We start from the raw sequence: 18,147 nt of genomic DNA on the forward strand, positions 1-18,147 counted from the left end.
CGTTCATGGCTGCGGGGCCGCGTCGCGCAGCAAGGCTGCACGCAGCGACGGCGCCGTGGTGCGGGGCGACAGCCAGATGGCAAAGAAGGCCTGCGCGAATTCGTCATCCAGTTGTCCGCCCAGCGGGGCGCCGTTCAGGAAGAAGCGTACACCCTGCCCCGGCTCATAGCGGCCCGCAAGACGGTCATGCTTGCGGATGTCCGGGAACAGGCCCGTCATGGCCTGCAGCCACGCCTTGCGCTGCTCCGCGCTGCCGGCTCCGACCTTTTCCATTTGCTCCACGCTGGCTTCCGCGATACGGCTGCCCTGCAGGCTGCGCGCATAGCGCAGCTCCAGAACGAACGGCGCGGCGCCGGGATCGCTGTCACGGTAGCCCTGCTGCCCTACCCATAGCCGCGCCTCGTAGATCAGCAGTCCGAACCAGCGGTAGCTGCCCTCGCCCGCCAGCCGCAGCGGCTGCAGTCCCTGCACGACAGCGACCGGCACCGGAGGCCCGGCTGACGCCATCGCGCCGCCCGCAGGCAGCGGCAAGCAAGCGCCCAGCAGGCAAACGGCCGCCAGGCAGGCGGCCCGCAGTCTGGCCGAGAGCAGCCTGGCCGTCAGGACTCTGGCTGTCGACATTCCGGCTGTCGGCATCCTGGCAGTCAGCAGGCGCGGAGCCGCCGCACGCGCGCATGGCAGCATGACAGTGCGCATCTCACTCCTTCACCAGCGTGAACTGCACCACGTCGGTATTGCCGGCGTCGAAAGCGCCTTCGCAATACGCCAGATAGAACTCCCAGGTACGCATGAAGCCCAGGTCGAAGCCCTGCGGCGCGATAGCGTCCCGCTCGCGCAGGAAGGCCACACGCCATAGGCGCAGCGTTTCCGCGTAATCGCGCCCGAAGCGCAGCTCCTGCTCCACCCGCAGCCCGTGCTGCGCCGCGTGGCGCCGGAACTCGGCCTGCGACGGCAGCATCCCGCCCGGGAAAATGTACTGCTGGATGAAATCCGTTCCCCGGCTGTAGCGCTCGAACAGCTCGTCCGCGATGGTGATGGTCTGCACGCACGCGCGGCCCCCGGGCTTCAGGTTGCGCGCCAGGCAGCTGAAATAGTCCGGCCAGTACTGCTGCCCCACGGCTTCGAACATTTCAATGGAAGCGATGGCGTCGTATTGCCCGCCTGCGTCGCGGTAGTCGCACAATTGCAGGTCCGCCTGCGCAGCCAGCCCGGCATCGGCAAGGCGCGCCTGCGCATACGCCAGCTGTTCGCGCGACAGCGTCAGCCCCGTTACGTGCACACCGCCCCGCGCAGCGGTTTCGGCGAATCCGCCCCAGCCGCAGCCGATTTCCAGCACGCGCGCGCCCGGCTCCACCTGCAGCTGCGCCAGGATGCGCGCGTACTTGGCCGCCTGCGCCTGCTCCAGGCCCATGCCCGGCTCCAGGAACAGCGCGCTCGAATAGGTCATGGACGGGTCCAGCCAGCGGCGGTAGAAAGCGTTGCCGAGGTCGTAGTGCGCGTGGATGTTCTTCTTGCTGCCGCGCCGCGAGTTGCGGTTCAGCAGATGCCGTACGCGGTACAGCAGGCCGCCCCACCAGCTGCCGTACACCAGCGACTCCAGCTCCGCGCGGTTGCGCGCCAGCAGCGCCACCAGCCCGGGCAGATCGTCCGTGCTCCAGTCGCCAGCGATAAAGCTTTCGGCAAATCCGATATCGCCCGAGCGCAGCACCGCGCCGCAAAGCTTCCAGTTGGCCAGCTTGAGCGTCACAGGCAGCGCGCCTTCTCCGTATAGTGCCGTGTCGCCGTCCGGCGCCTGCACCAGCACGGCGCCGTGGCGGATACGTGCCAGCGCCGCCAGCAGCATGCGCGCCGCCGCGGGCGCCCTGGCGGCAATGCCTGCGCCCGCATGGGTGGCATGGGGGGACTCGCGCTGCAGCAGGCAGCCTGTCATCGGCAATGGGGTGGTCATTTCGAAAGTTCCTCGGTGGGGGCTGGGGGTTTGCTAAAAAAGGGAGCGCGCTTGCACCACAGGCGCAGGGCCTGCCAGTGGATCCTGGCCATGACGCCCAGCGTGAGCAGCGGGTGCGTGGCGCAGGCGCGCAGCACGGCGGCGTCGGTGAGCGGCTGCGCCGTGCCGCTGATGCTGGTGGACAGCGCAGGTTGGCCGCCGTCGCCATGGCTGCCCTGGTCGCTACGGTCCATATAGTCGATGCAGGCCAGGTGGCGCTCCCCTTCGCCGGCGCGTTGCACGCGCATGAAGCGGAAACGGTAGCCGCCGCGCAGCGGCAGGAAAGGCGAGACGTGAAACGATTTTTCAGCCTCCAGCAAGGCGCCGTTGCCGATGGCCCCGCCGTTTTCCAGCAGATACAGGTGCCGTTCGCCGAAGGTATTGCGTACGTCGCACAGCACCGCGCGCAGGCTGCCGTCGGCGCGGTGGCAGAACCAGAACGAGACGGGGTTGAACAGGTAGCCAAGCACGCGCGGCATGGTTTGCAGCCAGACCTCGCCGTCCGCGTCGCGCACGCCGTGCCGCGCCAGCAGCGCGACTATCCAGGCGTGCAAGGGCTGCGTGCCGTCGCCGTGGTCGGTGTCGTGGAAGGCCAGCAGATTGAAGCGGTTGCGCGCGAACCAGCGCAGCGCAGGCACGCCGTGCGCCAGCGCGTGCACCGGGACGCGGATATAGAACACGCCATAGCTGAAGGCATTGCGCACCGGCCGCAGGCGCTTGTGGCGCACCTGCCCGAGGCACAGCTGGAAGGCGCAAGGCTGTTCAGGCGGCATGGCTCAGCACCGTTTTCTGCATCAGCGCGGCGGCCACCTGCAGGCCGGACTTGAGCCCATCCTCATGAAAACCGTAACCGGTCCACGCGCCGGCGAACCACACGTGGCGCTCGCCCTGCAATGCCGGCAGGCGCGCCTGCGCGCTGACGGCGCGCTGGTCGAACACCGGATGCGCATAGTCGAAGCTGGCCAGCACCTTTTCCGCCGCCGGTTCGGCAACCGGATTGAGCGACACGATCACCGGCGTGGTGAACGGCAGCGGCTGCAGCATGTTGAGCAGGTAGTGCACGCACACGCGCGGCGCGCCTTGTTCATCCACGCCGCCCTGGTAGTTCCAGGCCGACCAGGCCTTGCGGCGCACCGGCAGGCAGCTGGCGTCGGTGTGCAGCACGGCGCGGTTAGGCTGGTAGCGGATGGCGCCCAGCACGTCGCGCTCGGCCGCCACCGGCCGTTCCAGCAGCGCCAGCGCCTGGTCGCTGTGGCAGGCCAGCACCACTTCGTCGTACAGGGACGTACCGCCGTCCGTGCGGACAGCCACCGAGAGCGCACCGCCCGGCATGCGCTGCACGGCGCGTACCGGCGTGTTCAGGCGGCGCTGCGGTATGCCGTCCAGCATGCGCCGCACATATTCGCGCGAGCCACCCGTCACCGTGCGCCATTGTGGCCGGTCCCGTATCTGCAGCAGGCCGTGGTTATGGCAGAAACGCACGAAGCTCGCCAGCGGGAACTCCAGCATCTGCCCGGTGGGACAGGACCAGATGCAGGCCGCCATCGGCAGCAGATACCAGTCGCGGAAGGCGCGGCCATAGCCGTGCAGGTCGAGATAATGGCCCAGGGCCATGCCGGAGGTGGCGGACAGGCCGGTGCCCGGCGCATCGCTGGTGGCCAGCACTGTGGCGGCGCGGTTGAAACGCAGGATATCGCGCAGCATGCCGAGGAAGGCCGGCCGCAGCAGGTTGCGGCGCTGCGCGAAAACGGTGCCCAGGCTGGCGCCCGCCCATTCCAGTCCACCGCCGGGTTGCGGCAGCTTCACCGAAAAGGACATGTCGGTCGCGCTGGTCGGCACGCCCAGGTCGGCGAACAGGCCCATCAAGTGCGGATAGGTGGCGTTGTTATACACCAGGAAGCCGGTGTCGACGCCGTGCGTGGCGCCGTCCAGCGTCACGTCCACGGTGTTGCTATGGCCGCCGAACCAGCCGCCGCCCTCGTAGAGGGTGACGTCCCGGCCCAGCTGCGCCAGCCTGTGCGCGCACGCCAGCCCGGCGATGCCGGCTCCGATTACCGCTATTTTCATCAACCTGTCCTCTGTTGTAGGAATGAACTGCCCAACCCCGACAACACTACGGACAATTACGGGTCAAGTCCAGCGAACGCTGCAGTTTACGCTGCTTTTCTCGGTTCAATGACGGGTCATCGTGATCAGCAAGAAGGCCGCTGGGACGGGTGGAAAGCGGCCCCTGCGTGCAGTGCGGGGCTGCCGCACCATACTGCTAGAATGGCCGGTCAACCCCGATCATCCAAGGCTTCCATGGACCTGCAATACCGTAACAACATTCGCCTGGCCGGCGCCGGCGGCAAGCCCCTGATGGTGCTGCTGCACGGTTTCGGTTGCGACCAGAGCATGTGGCGTTACATGGTGCCGGCCTTTGAAACCAGCCACCGGCTGCTGCTGTTCGACCTGGTGGGCAGCGGCGGCTCGGACCTGTCGGCCTATGACCGCAACAAGTACGGCACCCTGCACGGCTATGCGGACGACCTGATCGAGATCATCGCGGCCCATGCCAGCGGCCCGGCGGTGTTTGTCGGCCACTCGGTGAGCGCCATGATCGGGCTGCTGGCCTCCAACCAGCGGCCTGACCTGTTCACGTCGCAAATCATGGTCGGACCTTCGCCCTGCTATATCGACGACGACGGCTACCGGGGCGGCTTCTCCCGCGCCGACATCGAGGACCTGCTCGACACCATGGAAGGCAACTACCTGGGCTGGTCCAGCACCATGGCGCCCGCCATCATGGGCGCCCCGGACCGCCCGGAACTGGCCGAGGAACTGACCAACAGCTTCTGCCGCACCGACCCCGAGATCGCCCGCCACTTTGCGCGCGTCACCTTCCTGTCCGACCACCGTGCCGACCTGCCCCTGGCGCGCACGCCCGCGCTGATCCTGCAATGCACGGATGACCTGATTGCGCCGGTGGAGGTGGGCCAGTACATGCAGCGCGCCATGCCGGGCAGCGTGCTGGCCATGATAGAGAACACCGGCCACTGCCCGCACCTGAGCGCGCCCGACGCCAGCGTAGCCGCCATCCGCGCCTTCCTGGGCCGAGCGGATTGAGCATGGACGCGCCGGCACCCGCAGCAGACTGGGACGATGCGCCCTGCGGACTGCTCGTGGCCGCCGCCGACGGCACCATCCTGAGCGTGAACGCCACCTTCTGCCGCTGGCTGGGCTACGCCGCACACGAGCTGGCCGGCGCGCTGCGCTTCCCGCAGCTGCTGCCGATGGGCGCGCGCGTGTTCCACCAGACCCACTGGGCGCCGCTGCTGCAAATGCAAGGCTCGGTATCGGAGGTGCAGCTCGACCTGCTGCACCGCGACGGCCGGCGCGTGCCCATGCTGCTCAACGCCCAGCGCAAGCTGCGCGGCGATGCCTGGGTGGACGAGATTGCCGCCTTCGTGGCCACCGACCGCAAGTCGTACGAGCGCGAACTGCTGCAGGCGCGCCGCAGCGCCGAGGCGGCGGCCGACAGCCTGCGCGAGGCGGAAACGCGCTTGCGCGCGCTGAACGACGCGCTGTCGCTGGAGCACCGGCGCAAGGATGAATTCCTGGCCACGCTGGCGCACGAGTTGCGCAATCCACTGGCGCCGATGGCCAGCGTACTCGAAACGCTGCGCCGCAAGGACGGCGGCGCGGCGCACCTGGACTGGGCGCGCGGCATGCTGGAACGCCAGCTGCGCCAGATGACCCATCTGGTGGACGACCTGCTGGACAACGCCCGCATCAGCCAGGGCAAGATCGAGCTGCGGCTGGAAACGGTGGAACTGGGCTCGCTGCTGCGCGCCGCCGCCGAAACCACGCGGCCGGCCTTCGAAGCGGCACGGCAGACGCTGACACTGGACCCGGGCCTGGACCCGGCGCAGGAGGCTGCGGCAACGGCCCAGGCGCAGCGCCGGGCCCTGCTGCTGCGCGGCGATCCGGTGCGGCTGACCCAGATCGTGTGCAACCTGCTGACCAACGCCAGCAAGTACACGCCCGCCGGCGGCAGCGCGCACCTGGCGCTACGGCGTGAAGGCGAGGAAGCGGTGATCACGGTGCGCGACAACGGCATCGGCATTCCGCCCGCGCAGCTGGACCATATCTTCACCATGTTCTCCCAGCTCACGCCGGCCATCGAGCGAGGCGCAGGCGGGCTGGGCATCGGCCTGTCGCTCACACGCGGCCTGGTGGACCTGCACGGCGGCAGCATCAGCGCCCACAGCAACGGCCCCGGCCAGGGCAGCCTGTTCACCGTGCGCCTGCCGCTGCCGGCGACGGCGCTGGAAGAAGCGCCCGCCGCCGCGCCGGCCGCAACGCCGGACGCCGCCGGCGTCAAGGCCCTGATCGTCGACGACAATGTGGATGCGGCGGACAGCCTGGCCATGGCGCTCGATTTCGTCGGCTACGAAACGCAGGCCGCCTACACGGCGGGCGGCGCGCTGGAGGCCATTGCCGCCTTCCAGCCGCGCCTGGCCCTGCTCGACATCGGCCTGCCGGACTTCGACGGTTACGAGCTGGCGCGCCGCATCCGCCAGCTGCCCGGCGGCGCCGGCATGCTGCTGATCGCCGCGACCGGCTGGGGCCAGGACGCCGACCGCCAGGCCGCGCTGGACGCCGGCTTCGACCTGCACATGACCAAGCCGGTCGACTTCATGCAGCTGCACCAGGCCATCGCGCGGCACCTGGCCTAGGCGGGTCATCAGACGGCTGCTCAGGCGGCTGCTCAGGCGCCTGCAGCAGCGCCGAGCAGCGCCGCCGCCAGATAGGGCGCGGTGCGGCTGCCGCTCACGCGCGCCACGGCCTGCGGCGGCCCGGCGGCCACGATGGCGCCGCCCTCCTCGCCCGCTCCCGGCCCCACGTCGATCACCCAGTCGCTGTCCGCCAGCACCTGCATATTGTGCTCGACCACCACCACCGTGTTGCCCGCATCGACCAGGCCGTGCAGCTGCAGCAGCAGCTTGTCGATATCGGACGGATGCAGGCCGGTGGTCGGTTCATCGAGCACGTACAGCGTGTTGCCGCGTCCCGTGCGCTGCAGCTCCGTGGCCAGCTTGATGCGCTGCGCCTCGCCGCCGGACAGCTCGGTGGCGGGCTGCCCCAGGCGCAGGTAGCCCAGCCCCACTTCGCGCAGCGTGCCCAGCGCGCGCCGCAGCGGCGGCTCGTCCGCGAAAAAGTCCCAGGCCGCGTCCACCGTCATGCCCAGCACCTCGGCGATGTTGCGCTCACGGTAGCGCACTTCCAGCGTTTTCGCGTTGTAGCGCGCGCCATGGCACACCGGGCACGGCGCATATACGCTGGGCAGGAACAGCAGCTCCACCATCACGAAACCCTCGCCCGCGCAATTCCCGCAACGGCCCTTGGCCACGTTGAACGAGAAGCGCCCGGCGTCGTAATGGCGGGCGCGCGCCGACCGGGTGGCCGCGAACAGCTTGCGCACATGGTCGAACAGGCCGGTATAGGTGGCCAGGTTGGAGCGCGGCGTGCGGCCGATGGGCTTCTGGTCCACCTGCACCAGGCGGCTGATGCCGCCCAGGCCTGCCGCGCCGCCGGCGATGTGCCCGCCCACCACGCCGCTGTCGGCGCCGGCCGACAGCAGGCCGCCCGGATCGCCGGGATCACCCGGACCGTCCGGCTCGCCCCCTGCCGCCGGGGCCTGGCCCAGCTGCGCCGCCACCAGCTGCACCAGCGCCTGGCTCACCAGGCTGGACTTGCCGGATCCGGACACGCCGCTCACGGCGGCCAGCACGCCCAGCGGGAAGTCCGCATCCAGCTTGCGCAGGTTGTTGCGCTCCACGCTGCGCAGCCTGAGCCAGCCGGCCGCCTCGCGCAGCGCACGCGCCGGGCGCCGCGCCTTGCCGAACAGGTAGCGCGCGGTGTGCGACTGCGCCACCTGCTCCAGGCCCGGCGGCGGACCGCTGTAGAGCACATGGCCGCCCTGCTCGCCGGCCTGCGGCCCCACGTCCACGATCCAGTCGGCATGCCGGATCACGTCCAGCGCGTGCTCCACCACGAACAGGGAATTGCCGGCCGCCTTGAGCCGGTCCAGCGCGCGCAGCAGCGCTTCAGTATCGGCCGGATGCAGGCCGGCGGAGGGTTCGTCCAAGACGTACACCACGCCGAACAGGCTGGAACGCACCTGCGTGGCCAGGCGCAGGCGCTGCAGCTCACCCGGCGACAGGGTGGGCGTGCTGCGTTCCAGGCTCAGATAGCCCAGCCCCAGGTCCAGCAGCACTTCCAGCCGCGCCGCCAGGTCCTGCGCGATGCGCTGCGTGACGATGGCTTTTTCGGGATGCAGCGCGGCCGCGCGCTTGCCCTTGGCCGGCGGCCGCCCTTCCGCGTACGGCTGCAGCAGGCCGGCCAGGCGGCGCAGCGGCAGCTGCGCAATGGCGCCGATGTCCAGCCCCGCGAAGGTGACCGAGAGCGATTCTGGCCGCAGCCGCTTGCCCTGGCAACCCGGGCACACGGTGCTGACCATATACTGCGCCACCCGCTTCTTCATGGCGGCGCTTTCAGTGGTGGCAAAGGTCTGCAGTACGTATTTGCGCGCGCCGGTGAACGTGCCCTGGTAGCTCGGCGCCTCCTTGCGCTTGAGCGCGCGCCGCGCCTCGGCCGGCTCCAGGCCCGCGTACACCGGCACGGTAGGCTGCTCGTCGGTAAACAGGATCCAGTCGCGCTCCTTGCGGCTCATCTCGCGCCACGGCTTATCCACGTCGTAGCCCAGGGTGACCAGGATGTCGCGCAGGTTCTGGCCGTGCCAAGCGGTAGGCCAGGCGGCCACGGCGCGCTCGCGGATCGTGAGGCTGTCGTCCGGCACCATGGACGCTTCGGTGGCTTCGTACACCCGGCCCAGGCCGTGGCAATGCGGGCAGGCGCCCTGCGGGGTGTTGGGCGAGAACGATTCCGCGTACAGCAGCTCCTGGCCGGGCGGATAGTCGCCGGCGCGCGAGTACAGCATGCGCAGGGAATTGGACAGCGTGCTGACGCTGCCGACGGAGGAACGGGTGGTGGGCGCGCCGCGCTGCTGCTGCAGCGCCACGGCCGGCGGCAAGCCTTCGATGGACTGCACCTCCGGCACCGCCATCTGGTGGAACAGCCGCCGCGCGTACGGCGACACGGATTCAAGATAGCGCCGCTGCGCCTCGGCGTACAGCGTGCCGAACGCCAGCGAAGACTTGCCGGAGCCGGAAATGCCGGTGAAAACCACCAGCGCGTTGCGTGGAATGTCCACGCTCACGTCCTTCAGATTGTGTTCCCGCGCGCCGCGCACGCGCACGCAGCCCTGGTCCGCTTCGCCCGATGTCGCCATGTGTCCCCCGCCCTTTTTTCCAACCGCCAGCGTGCGCGGGAGGGCGGAGCGCGTCTGTGCGCGAGCGTACCGAGCTTTAGCCCTGCGCTTCGATGCGCTTCAGGCGCTGGCCGTGGATGCCCCAGATGCAGTCGGCGCCGTCCACGGTGCCGCACAGTACCCAGCCGGTGCCGATCTTGCGCACGTCGATGGGCGTTTCCAGCTCCTTGGCCAGCTTCTCGGCCCACATGCGGGCAGCGCCCTGCCCTTTGAACAGTTCATTGCCCTCGTAAATCACGGTGGCGTCGAAGACGGGAGCGGCGAAGATGGTGTTCATGGCGGAACCTGTGGTGGTAAAGCTGGCATTTTACAATGCCTGGGCGCCCCCGCATGCGACCTTGGTGCCGTCGCTGGACTGTTCGCAGAACGGCGCCTTGCCGCCGCAGGCGACTTGTTTGCCGTCCGTCGATTTGGCGCAGAACGGCGCTTCGCCGCCGCAGGCGACCTGCTTGCCGTCCGAGGAGGTCTGGCAGAACGGCGCCTTGCCGCCGCAGGCTACCGCGCTGCCGTCCGAAGACTGCTGGCAGAACGGCGCCTCGCCGCCGCAGGCGACCTGCTTGCCGTTTGCGGAGGTCTGGCAGAACGGCGCGCCGGCGGCGGCCTTGGGGGAGGATTTGGACTGGTTGTTGCCGGGCACGACGGCCACGCAGCCGGCGCACAGCACGGCGGCCAGCAGGGCCGCCAGCGTGGACGCCCTGGGGATCAGGTTAAATGTAGTCATGGCGAAATATTACCATGAAAGCATGCCAAGTTTACAAGTGATCAGGCCAGCGCCGAGGAGCCTGCGCGCGCCAGCAACAGCTGGCAGCGCCCGGACAGGTGCGACAGCTGCATGGCCTTGCCGGCCTTGGCGTAGCGCTCGCGCAGCGCCTCCAGCGCGGCGATGGCCGAGTGGTCGGCCAGGCGCAGGTGGCGGCAGTCCACCACCACGCGCGCGGGATCGCCGGCGGGCGCAAACAGTTCCTGGAAATGGGTGGTGGAAGCGAAGAACAGCGTGCCGCGCGGGCGGTAGGTGCGCACGCCCGGCGCGCTGTCGTCCACCTCGGCGTGGATGTCGCGCGCGTGCTGCCAGGCGAAGCTCAGCGCAGCGATCACGATCCCGCACAGCACCGCCGTGGCCAGGTCGGTGGCGACCGTGATGGCGGTGACCGCCACGATCACCAGCGCGTCGTGGCGCGGCACCTTGCCCAGCACGCGCAGCGAGCCCCAGGCGAAGGTCTGCTGCGCCACCACGAACATCACGCCCACCAGCGCCGCCAGCGGAATGCGCTCGATCCAGGGCGACAGGAACAGGATAAACAGCAGCATCATGGTGCCGGCCACCACGCCGGACAAACGCGTACGCCCGCCCGAGCCGAGGTTGATCATGGTCTGGCCTATCATGGCGCAGCCGCCCATGCCGCCGAACAGGCCGGAAGCCAGGTTGGCGGCGCCCAGCGCCACGCACTCGCGGTTGGCCTGGCCCTGGGTGCCGGTAATGTCGTCGGTGAGGTTGAAGGTGAGCAGGGTTTCCAGCAGCCCGACCAGGGACATGAGCACCGCGTACGGCAGGATGATGCGCAGCGTTTCCAGCGTGAGCGGCACGGCGGGCAGATGGAAGGCCGGCAGGCCGCCGGCGATGTGGGCCATGTCGCCCAGGGTGCGGGTGGGCAGGCCAAGCAGCGCAGTCAGCAAGCCGACCCCGGCGATGGCCGCCAGCGCCGGCGGCACGGCCCTGGTGAGCCGGGGCAGGAGCCACACCACCGCCATGGTGAGCGCCACCAGGCCGGCCATCAGCAGCAGCGGCGCGCCCTGCAGCCAGTGCCCGCCGAGCTTGAAGTGCTCCAGCTGCGCGCCGGCAATGATGATGGCCAGGCCATTGACGAAGCCCAGCATCACCGGGTGCGGCACCATGCGGATCAGCGCCCCCATGCGCAGCAGGCCGAACAGCACCATCAGCAGGCCACCCAGCACCACCGTGGCCAGCAGGTATTGCGCGCCGTGCTGCGCCACCAGCGCCACGATGACTACCGCCATGGAACCCGCTGCCCCGGAGATCATGCCGGGGCGTCCGCCAAACAGGGCGGTGATGGTGCAGATAAAGAAGGCGCCATACAGTCCCATCAGTGGATTGAGCTGGGCCACCAGGGCGAAGGCGATGCACTCGGGCACCAGGGCGAAGGACGTGGTCAGTCCGGCCAGGACGTTGCTGCGGATAGAGTTCATGGTAGTGCCACGCCGGGCGGGCTGTTGAGGTCGGCTAGGGGGCGGCAAGTATACCAGAATGGCTGAGCCGAATTGCTGTGTGCGATTGCGCACGGACAAGTTCCCCGTGCCTGCGAGACGATAGTGGCCTACAGGGAGAACGACATGAAACTCGGAACCATACAGCAAGCCACTTTCCGCAACTTCATGATTGAAGCGACCGCCGTGCAGATGGGCACGCAATGGCGGCCGCAATTCAGGGTGTCCCGCGGCAACCGCAAGACCAGCTGGTCCACGCCGCGCGTGGACGCGTTCGCCAACAGCGCGCTGGCCGTGGACGCCGCCATCCAGCACGCCAAGCTGGAAATCCAGCGCGGCTGGGGCTCCTGCTTCGCCTAAGGCGGCTAGCGCGGCTATCGCGGCAGCGTTACCGTCCCCGCGGCATGCATCCCGGCCACAACCGTTTCCGCGTAGGCAGCCTTGGTCAGGGGCTGGCGGCTCGACAGCAGGCTGGCAAGCAGCCCCTGCAGGTGGCGCAGCAGCTCCGGATGGCGCGCATCGCGCGGGTGCAGGCTGAGCCGGACCAGGGGCCGGCCGGCCTGCAGCGGCAACAAGGCGTCCAGCGCCAGGCGTGAGCAGAAGCGCCCGGCCCCGTTACGCGCCGCGTATACCAGCGACAGCGCCGGCACGGACGCAGCCGGCGTCCCCAGGCAGTAAAAACGGCGCAAGGTGGTGGTGTAGCGCAGCGGCGTTTCGCGCAGCGCGGTCCAGGCGCCCTCGCCCAGCAGCCAGGCCGGCGGCACGAAGCCGTGCAGCGGCCAGCCGCGCGCGGCAAACCAGTCCTGCCCCAGCCGCAGGCGCCGCCGGGCTTGCTGCACCGGCAGTGCGGCGAACTCGCCCTCCGCCTGGGTGAACACGCGGCGCAGGAACAGCTGGCGCGGGGTGCGCGGCGCCGGCCCCGTATCCTGGTGCAGATAGCCGTGCAGCGCCAGCTCGTGGCCCTGCGCCAGCAACCGCGCCAGCGCCGCCTCGTACTCCGGCGGCGCGGCCGGGTCGCCGTGGAAGCGCGGCACCACCAGCCAGGTCAGCGGCAGGTCGGCCACCGCGCGCACCGCCTGCCACAGGCGCAGGCAGTCGGCCCAGGTGGCGGGCGCCACGTCGTGGATGGACACGCACAGCACGCGCGGCTCAGCGGCTGGCACAGGCGTCTCCTTGCGCCAGCAAGGCATGGTAGCGGGCCAGCAGCTGCGGCAGGACGCGGCTCCAGTCATAGCGCGGACAGGCCGCGCGCCGCGCCTGTTCCCCCATCTGCCGCACGCCCTGGCGGTACAGCGCGTCCACGCCTTCGCACAGCGCGGCGGCGCTGCCGGGCGCCACCACCACGCCGGCGCCGTCCGCCAGCAGCTCGGCCACCGCGCCGCCGCTGGTGACCACGGCCGGCACGCCGCAGGCCATGGCTTCCAGCACCACCAGGCCGAAGGTCTCCCGGTCCCCCGGGTGTACCAGCGCGTCGCAGCTGGCCAGCAGGCGCGCCAGCGCGCGGGGATTGGCCTGGAACGGCAGTTCGGTTACCGCGCCGCAGCGGCGCCGCGCGCGGCCGCCCACCATCAGCAGGTGGTAGGGCGCGCCCAGCCGCTTGACGGCGGCGGTCAGCACCTCCAGCCGCTTGCCGGCGCTGAAGCGTCCGGCGTACACCAGCAGCCGTGCCGATTCGGGCAAGCCCAGTTCCGCGCGCAGGCCGGGATCGCGCCGCTGCGGCGTATAGATGCCGGTGTCAATGCCGAGCGGCTGCTGCGCGGCGCGCAAGCCCAGCCCTTCCAGCCGCTGCACCATGGCCGCGCTGGGGGCCAGCAGCAAATCGCATTCGCGGTACAGGCGCTGCAGGTAGCGCCCGGCCAGCTTGCCCGCCGCGTTCCCGGCCAGCGGGCCGAAGCGGCGCCGCACCAGCTGCGGCAGGTCGGAATGAAAAAAGGCCACCACCGGCACCTGCAGCTGCTGGCGCGCGCGCAGCGCGGCCCAGGCGCACGGTCCGGCGTCGCCCGCCTCGATCAGGTCCGGCGCCAGCGCGGTCAGCACGCGCGCGGCGCTGTCCGCCGAACGCGGCAGGCGGTAGCCGGCCAGGCCCGGCAGCGCAATGCCCGGCAGCGCGGCCGTGTAAGGCGGACCGGCGCGCACCATGGTGCCGGCGTGGCGCGGCAAATTCGGACTGGCAATGGTGTGGCGCATGCCGCCGTGCCCATGCAGCCAGCGCGCCTTGGCGTCCAGATACGTGCTCACGCCGCCGCCCGCGCCGCCGTACAGCATCGTCACATCGACCACGTGCATGGTACCCTCCGGCTGCCTGTGCAGGGTTCGACCCGGCGGCAGCGGATTCGTTCCGCCCCGCCGCGCGGCGCGGCGCTATGTGTGCGGACTAACGGAAGCGCCGCGCGCACGGTGCCATGCTGGCCTGACACCCTCCCCTCGCACTTTTGAAAGGAATGCATATGTTCCGCCTTCAATCTTTGAGCCCGACCATCACCGACATGATCCGTTTCGACCACTCGCACGTGCTGGTCGCTTATCACCAGTATACCGCCGGGAAGCCGCTTAGCGTGAGGAAGGCGCTGGCGGAAACAGTCTGTTCCGCGCTGGAAATCCACGCCCGCCTGGAAGAGGAAATTTTTTATCCTGTCATGCGCCAGCTGGGCCTGGGCGAGTCCGTGCTGAACAAGAGCGTCCCCGAGCACAACGGCATGCGCCAGCTGATCAGCGAGATCCGCCGCGCCAACGACAGCGCCGCGCTGGACCGGCTGCTGCCGCAGCTGATGCGCGAGGTGATGCACCACGTGGCCGACGAGGAAACCGTGCTGCTGCCCGAGGCCGAGCGCCACATCGACAAGCAGCGCCTGAACGCGCTGGGCGCGGAAATGACGCGCCGCCGCGCGCAGCTGCTGGCGCCGCAGGCGGGCAAGGTGGCAGTGAACACGGTGCTCGGTTTCTCGCGCAGCACCTCGGCCGTGGTGGCGGCAGTGGGCGTGGCCACGATGGCCTACCTGGCCTTGGCGCGCGCAAAACCCAAGGGGCTGACGCGCCAAGCATCATGAGCTGTTTCCCTCAGTTCACGATCTTGTCGCTGTCAAAGACTTTGGCGGTGTCGAAGTCGCCGCCATACTCGATGGCCTCGATCAGCCAGCCGCGCTTCTGGTCATACGTGAAGTCGTAATCGGCCACCGAGACCGGCGCCGACAGTGCGCATCTTTGGGCGTCGAAGTGGATCTTCGGAATCGCCTCGTTACCGCTGCCTGCCTTCATGGCCGCAAACAAGCCGATTTCCTGGCCGTCGGGATGCCGCTGGAACAGCGCGCGGTAGTTGTGCACGAAAACCTTGCGCGAAATGAGCATGGGCCTGGGCCCCTGCATAGGCGGCAGCAGCTTCAGCGGGAACTTGTGGAACTGCGCGGCCTGCTCCGCGTCGCCAGCCAGGGCTGCGCCACGGAACGCCTGCCACGTGCTGCGCAGTGCGGCCGGGTCCGGCGCGTTGCAAGGCGGAGCCGCGAGCGCAGGCGCCGCCAGGCATCCCGCCAGGGCAAAACTGCAAGCGTATCGTCGCACCATGTCTTTCATCGTTTGTCCTTCGCTGTGGGCCAGCGGTACTCTACCAGATGCGTGTCCGGGCTGTCGGCGGCATTGACCGTCCAGTCAGCGAATTCCCTGATCCGGGATGAGAAATTCCCGCTCAGGAGATTAACGGCATCGACGGCCTTGCGCTTCGGCCGCCGCTTGCCGGTGTCGTTCCCCTTCTTGTCCAGCACGGGCTCGTCGCCGTCCTTGATATATTTTTTTCCCAAACCGACATAGAAGCCGACGTGATACAGAAGCGGCTCGGCCGAACGCGTGACTACCGTAATGGCGCCATAGCGCGGCTCGCTGATCTTTTCTCCCCAATTCAGCCAGGAGGATGCGCCCGCGTCATCGGTACCGCGGTATCCGGCCTGCTCCATGCACCAGTTGACGTAGGACGAACACCAGGAAGTCTCGTCCTTGCGCGCGGCGTCCCGTCCCAAGCCGGTGGTTTGCAGGTACTTGACGATATCCGGATTATTGAAATCCTTCTCTATCTCCAGCATCGCCTTGTCGGCCTCGGCGGCGGCTTGTTGCTGGACCGTTATTTCCGCCTGGAGGGCGGCGATCTTGTCCTGGTCGGGCTGCTTCTTCTTTTTCTCCTCGCGCAGCTTCTTCACCGCTTCCTTCTCGGCCTTGCCCGCCGCATCGCGCGCGTTGCGTTTCGCTTTCCAGCCGGCGTCCGTCTCGTGGGAAGCCTTGTTCCACTTCACCTCCTCCTGGCCCGCCTTTTGCTGCTCCTTGATGGCAAAGACCATCCACGGCGAGTCGCCGCTGGCTGGCGCCGGTTTGACGGCGGTGGCTTCGGCGGTCTTGACTTCCGCCTCCGCCTTGGGGCGGCTGGCCTCCTTGTTCGACAGGCTGCTGCCGATCACTTGCGTGCGCGCGGGCGCCGGCTGGGCTGGCGCCTGGTCGCGCAGCGGCGCGGCCGGCAGCTTCGGGCGCGTCTGGAACTGCTTGATGTAGGCAAAGGAAGTTTGAAACACGAAATTCCAGCCCAGGTCGCGCTTGATGGCAAGCCTGATGTCGTCAAACGTGATTTCCCGGCCAGGCGCCGGCTTGGCCGGGGGCTGGCCGCCCTTGGCCGCCGCATCGAATACGTTGCCGGGCGCTGCGGCGCGGGGCGGAGCGGGCGGTGCTGGCGGGGCGGGCGCGCGGGCCGGTGCCGGCGCCGCAGCCGGCGCGGGCGCAGGTGCAGGCGGCTTGGCCGGCGCGGGAGCGGGCTCGGGCAACGGTGCCGGCAACGGCTGCACGGGCTCGCCGTCGCGTGGCTGTATCTCGTGCTCGTTGCCATCCTCCGGCATTTCATTTTTGCCAACCGCCTCGTTATAGGCTTCCACGTCGATGCGCGGTATCAGTATCACCACCGGATCTTGCGAGCCCGTGACGATTTCCGGCAGTTTTCCGTTCTCGTCCGTGGTGATCTTGTGCAGCTCGAGTTCCCACTCGATGGAATCGGGCGGCGCATCGTATCCGGCCCAGTCGCGCGTCGCCGCGTCGGAATCGGACGGCGGTGCCACCTGAGCCGGCGCCGGTGCGGGCGCCACGCCAGCGGACGGCGGAGGCTCCGCTGGCGCCGGTGCGGACGCGGTTGCGGTCGCGGTTGCGTTCGCAGCTGCGGCTGCGGGTGCAGCGGCGGGTGCGGACGCGGTTACGCCTGCGGGTGCGGTTGCGGCTGCGGTACCGGGTGCGGCAGCGGGTGCGGTTGCAGCTGCGGTTGCCGGCGCCTGCGCAGGCTGGGCTGCGGGCACGGCTGGAGCAGACGGCGCACGCGCAGCGGGAGGCGGTGGCGGCGGCCCGCCGGGCTTGGGCGTCTTCGTGACGGCATAGACCGTGCGGCCCTTCATCGGCTTACCCATCACGTCGTTCAGCTGCACCACCAGCCCGTGCGGACCATTCAGTATGGCCTCCAGACGCTCGGCCTCGTCCACCACGGTCTTGGAGTCCCTGTACTTGGCCCCGGCCTTCAGCTCGTCGAACGGCTTCGCCACCCACTTCTCGCGCTGCCCCTTGGGACTGATGTTTTTGCGCGTCGAAAACTCGCCGTAGTGATAGCGGTGGTAAATCAGCGGCTCGTACTCGCCCGCCGACGATCCATAATCAGTCTGGGTTGCCAGCTTCAGCTTCCGGAAATAGGTGAGGCCCGCCTGGATGCTCGCGCGCGCATCGAAGCGGTTGCGCGCATCCAGTCCCAGGTCGCTCCAGGTCCCGTCCTGCATCTGTGAGACGCCGGACGCCGTACCGCCGGGATTGGCCGCATCCGGATTGAACTCCGACTCGCGCTTGGCAATGGCCATGTAGTACGCGATGTCCCGGTTGTTGAACTTCATCCGGCGCGCTTCCTCGATCAGGATGTCGATCACCTTCTGCTGCACTTCCGGCGGCACCTCGCTCCCTTTGCGGCCGAACCCCGACAGCGCCTTGCTGCGGTCTATCGGGTCGTTGAAATGGGTCTTCACCTCTTTCATTTACGGCCCCGTTCATCATCGGGAACGACGTTCAGGATCTCGTACTCCGGCAGGTCGCGCAGTCCTTTGGCGGCCCGCTCGATGGCCTGCTGCTCCGCTTTCGAGGTCGCCATCCAGCGCTCGCCATAATTCCGCCAGCGCCCGTCCAGCGACATCACGCCCGAGACCGCGCAGGTGTCGCAGCTTCCGCCGGTGCTCAGGTTGAAAACCAGGTAGTGCCGGCCAGAGACGGGCAGGCACTGCATGGACTCAGCCATGTGGAAATCATCATCCAGGGGCTCGAACTTCAGCAAGTCCTGCTTCACCGGTTTCTTGCCCGGCTGCGCGATCAGCACTTCCTGGGCAGGACAACCATTGTTCCGCTGCCTGGCCGCACCTTCGCGGTACGTCTTCAGGCAATGCGAGCGGATCGTGACCTTGGCCGGCCCGCACGCGGTCTCGTTCTTGAACCAGTAGAGCGTGTCGTCGCCCGCCATCGCGGCGGCGCAGTAGCACGCCAGTGCGGCCATCAATATCTGTTTCATCTTCATATC

General features: G+C 68.9%; 17 protein-coding genes. 4 read left to right on the forward strand and 13 right to left on the reverse strand.

The annotated features are described in order from the left end of the window. Positions 1-3: 3 nt before the first annotated feature. The 4 genes from ASC94_RS14660 to ASC94_RS14675 all read right to left on the reverse strand — a co-directional run bounded on the left by ASC94_RS14660 (position 4) and on the right by ASC94_RS14675 (position 4,054). A complete protein-coding gene (locus ASC94_RS14660; protein WP_229417274.1) occupies positions 4-621 on the reverse strand; it encodes a chalcone isomerase family protein in 618 nt (205 codons plus the stop codon). Positions 622-697: 76 nt separating this feature from the next. After that, positions 698-1,843: a cyclopropane-fatty-acyl-phospholipid synthase family protein gene (locus tag ASC94_RS14665; protein WP_229417317.1), complete on the reverse strand. Its 1,146-nt coding sequence runs from the start codon at positions 1,841-1,843 to the stop codon at positions 698-700. Between the two features lie 101 nt (positions 1,844-1,944). After that, on the reverse strand, positions 1,945-2,760 hold the full coding sequence (locus tag ASC94_RS14670; protein ID WP_056396032.1) for a DUF1365 domain-containing protein: 816 nt from the start codon (positions 2,758-2,760) through the stop codon (positions 1,945-1,947). Beyond that, complete coding sequence (locus tag ASC94_RS14675) at positions 2,750-4,054, reverse strand: NAD(P)/FAD-dependent oxidoreductase (RefSeq protein ID WP_056396035.1); 1,305 nt, start codon at positions 4,052-4,054, stop codon at positions 2,750-2,752. The genes ASC94_RS14670 and ASC94_RS14675 overlap by 11 nt, the downstream gene beginning before the upstream one ends. Positions 4,055-4,288: 234 nt before the next feature. Between ASC94_RS14675 and ASC94_RS14680 the strand changes: the two genes are divergently transcribed. Further along, positions 4,289-5,092, forward strand: coding sequence for an alpha/beta fold hydrolase (locus ASC94_RS14680; protein WP_056396037.1), 804 nt, complete (start codon positions 4,289-4,291; stop codon positions 5,090-5,092). A gap of 2 nt (positions 5,093-5,094) precedes the next feature. Continuing rightward, positions 5,095-6,705: an ATP-binding protein gene (locus ASC94_RS14685; protein WP_056396042.1), complete on the forward strand. Its 1,611-nt coding sequence runs from the start codon at positions 5,095-5,097 to the stop codon at positions 6,703-6,705. Positions 6,706-6,737: 32 nt separating this feature from the next. Here the strand turns inward: ASC94_RS14685 and ASC94_RS14690 are convergent, their stop codons facing one another. The 4 genes from ASC94_RS14690 to ASC94_RS14705 form a co-directional block, all read right to left on the reverse strand. Further along, entirely contained in the window at positions 6,738-9,320 is a 2,583-nt protein-coding gene (locus ASC94_RS14690) for an excinuclease ABC subunit UvrA (protein ID WP_056396045.1), read from the reverse strand. Positions 9,321-9,396: 76 nt separating this feature from the next. Beyond that, positions 9,397-9,636, reverse strand: a complete 240-nt coding sequence (locus ASC94_RS14695; protein ID WP_056396048.1) for a hypothetical protein — start codon at positions 9,634-9,636, stop codon at positions 9,397-9,399. Between the two features lie 30 nt (positions 9,637-9,666). Next, on the reverse strand, positions 9,667-10,080 hold the full coding sequence (locus ASC94_RS14700) for a hypothetical protein (protein ID WP_056396050.1): 414 nt from the start codon (positions 10,078-10,080) through the stop codon (positions 9,667-9,669). Positions 10,081-10,121: 41 nt separating this feature from the next. Next, entirely contained in the window at positions 10,122-11,564 is a 1,443-nt protein-coding gene (locus tag ASC94_RS14705) for a SulP family inorganic anion transporter (protein WP_056396053.1), read from the reverse strand. A 144-nt stretch (positions 11,565-11,708) separates the two neighbouring features. Here ASC94_RS14705 and ASC94_RS14710 point away from each other — a divergent pair, with 144 nt between their 5' ends. Then, on the forward strand, positions 11,709-11,942 hold the full coding sequence (locus tag ASC94_RS14710) for a hypothetical protein (protein ID WP_056396056.1): 234 nt from the start codon (positions 11,709-11,711) through the stop codon (positions 11,940-11,942). A 14-nt stretch (positions 11,943-11,956) separates the two neighbouring features. On the opposite strand, the gene ASC94_RS14715 is transcribed toward ASC94_RS14710, so the two are convergent. Together ASC94_RS14715 and ASC94_RS14720 are read right to left on the reverse strand one after the other, a co-directional pair. After that, on the reverse strand, positions 11,957-12,745 hold the full coding sequence (locus ASC94_RS14715) for a DUF2334 domain-containing protein (protein ID WP_157201455.1): 789 nt from the start codon (positions 12,743-12,745) through the stop codon (positions 11,957-11,959). Then, on the reverse strand, positions 12,732-13,868 hold the full coding sequence (locus ASC94_RS14720) for a glycosyltransferase (protein WP_056396059.1): 1,137 nt from the start codon (positions 13,866-13,868) through the stop codon (positions 12,732-12,734). Before ASC94_RS14720 ends, ASC94_RS14715 begins: the two co-directional genes overlap by 14 nt. Positions 13,869-14,029: 161 nt before the next feature. On the opposite strand from ASC94_RS14720, the gene ASC94_RS14725 reads away from it, so the two are divergent. Continuing rightward, positions 14,030-14,629 (forward strand): hemerythrin domain-containing protein, encoded by a 600-nt coding sequence (locus ASC94_RS14725; RefSeq protein ID WP_056397931.1) that lies wholly within the window; start codon positions 14,030-14,032, stop codon positions 14,627-14,629. Positions 14,630-14,639: 10 nt separating this feature from the next. On the opposite strand, the gene ASC94_RS14730 is transcribed toward ASC94_RS14725, so the two are convergent. Genes ASC94_RS14730 through ASC94_RS14740 form a run of 3 tightly spaced genes read right to left on the reverse strand, consistent with a single transcriptional unit; the run spans position 14,640 to position 18,138 of the window. Then, positions 14,640-15,149, reverse strand: a complete 510-nt coding sequence (locus ASC94_RS14730; RefSeq protein WP_056396061.1) for a hypothetical protein — start codon at positions 15,147-15,149, stop codon at positions 14,640-14,642. Next, entirely contained in the window at positions 15,146-17,614 is a 2,469-nt protein-coding gene (locus tag ASC94_RS14735; RefSeq protein WP_056396064.1) for a TIGR02594 family protein, read from the reverse strand. Before ASC94_RS14735 ends, ASC94_RS14730 begins: the two co-directional genes overlap by 4 nt. Beyond that, the gene (locus tag ASC94_RS14740; RefSeq protein WP_157201456.1) at positions 17,611-18,138 is read right to left on the reverse strand and encodes a hypothetical protein; all 528 of its coding nucleotides are present in this window, start codon (positions 18,136-18,138) and stop codon (positions 17,611-17,613) included. The genes ASC94_RS14735 and ASC94_RS14740 overlap by 4 nt, the downstream gene beginning before the upstream one ends. Positions 18,139-18,147 lie beyond the last annotated feature (9 nt).

The organism is Massilia sp. Root418 (assembly GCF_001425265.1).
GTDB lineage: Bacteria > Pseudomonadota > Gammaproteobacteria > Burkholderiales > Burkholderiaceae_D > Rugamonas.

What these genes read in the sequence shown, in the direction of transcription:
- ASC94_RS14660 (WP_229417274.1), bottom strand. Translation starts at nt 621, where the DNA reads ATGTCGACAGCCAGAGTCCTGACGGCCAGGCTGCTCTCGGCCAGACTG.
- ASC94_RS14665 (WP_229417317.1), bottom strand. Translation starts at nt 1,843, where the DNA reads ATGCTGCTGGCGGCGCTGGCACGTATCCGCCACGGCGCCGTGCTGGTG.
- ASC94_RS14670 (WP_056396032.1), bottom strand. Translation starts at nt 2,760, where the DNA reads ATGCCGCCTGAACAGCCTTGCGCCTTCCAGCTGTGCCTCGGGCAGGTG.
- ASC94_RS14675 (WP_056396035.1), bottom strand. Translation starts at nt 4,054, where the DNA reads ATGAAAATAGCGGTAATCGGAGCCGGCATCGCCGGGCTGGCGTGCGCG.
- ASC94_RS14680 (WP_056396037.1), top strand. Translation starts at nt 4,289, where the DNA reads ATGGACCTGCAATACCGTAACAACATTCGCCTGGCCGGCGCCGGCGGC.
- ASC94_RS14685 (WP_056396042.1), top strand. Translation starts at nt 5,095, where the DNA reads ATGGACGCGCCGGCACCCGCAGCAGACTGGGACGATGCGCCCTGCGGA.
- ASC94_RS14690 (WP_056396045.1), bottom strand. Translation starts at nt 9,320, where the DNA reads ATGGCGACATCGGGCGAAGCGGACCAGGGCTGCGTGCGCGTGCGCGGC.
- ASC94_RS14695 (WP_056396048.1), bottom strand. Translation starts at nt 9,636, where the DNA reads ATGAACACCATCTTCGCCGCTCCCGTCTTCGACGCCACCGTGATTTAC.
- ASC94_RS14700 (WP_056396050.1), bottom strand. Translation starts at nt 10,080, where the DNA reads ATGACTACATTTAACCTGATCCCCAGGGCGTCCACGCTGGCGGCCCTG.
- ASC94_RS14705 (WP_056396053.1), bottom strand. Translation starts at nt 11,564, where the DNA reads ATGAACTCTATCCGCAGCAACGTCCTGGCCGGACTGACCACGTCCTTC.
- ASC94_RS14710 (WP_056396056.1), top strand. Translation starts at nt 11,709, where the DNA reads ATGAAACTCGGAACCATACAGCAAGCCACTTTCCGCAACTTCATGATT.
- ASC94_RS14720 (WP_056396059.1), bottom strand. Translation starts at nt 13,868, where the DNA reads ATGCACGTGGTCGATGTGACGATGCTGTACGGCGGCGCGGGCGGCGGC.
- ASC94_RS14725 (WP_056397931.1), top strand. Translation starts at nt 14,030, where the DNA reads ATGTTCCGCCTTCAATCTTTGAGCCCGACCATCACCGACATGATCCGT.
- ASC94_RS14730 (WP_056396061.1), bottom strand. Translation starts at nt 15,149, where the DNA reads ATGAAAGACATGGTGCGACGATACGCTTGCAGTTTTGCCCTGGCGGGA.
- ASC94_RS14735 (WP_056396064.1), bottom strand. Translation starts at nt 17,614, where the DNA reads ATGAAAGAGGTGAAGACCCATTTCAACGACCCGATAGACCGCAGCAAG.
- ASC94_RS14740 (WP_157201456.1), bottom strand. Translation starts at nt 18,138, where the DNA reads ATGAAACAGATATTGATGGCCGCACTGGCGTGCTACTGCGCCGCCGCG.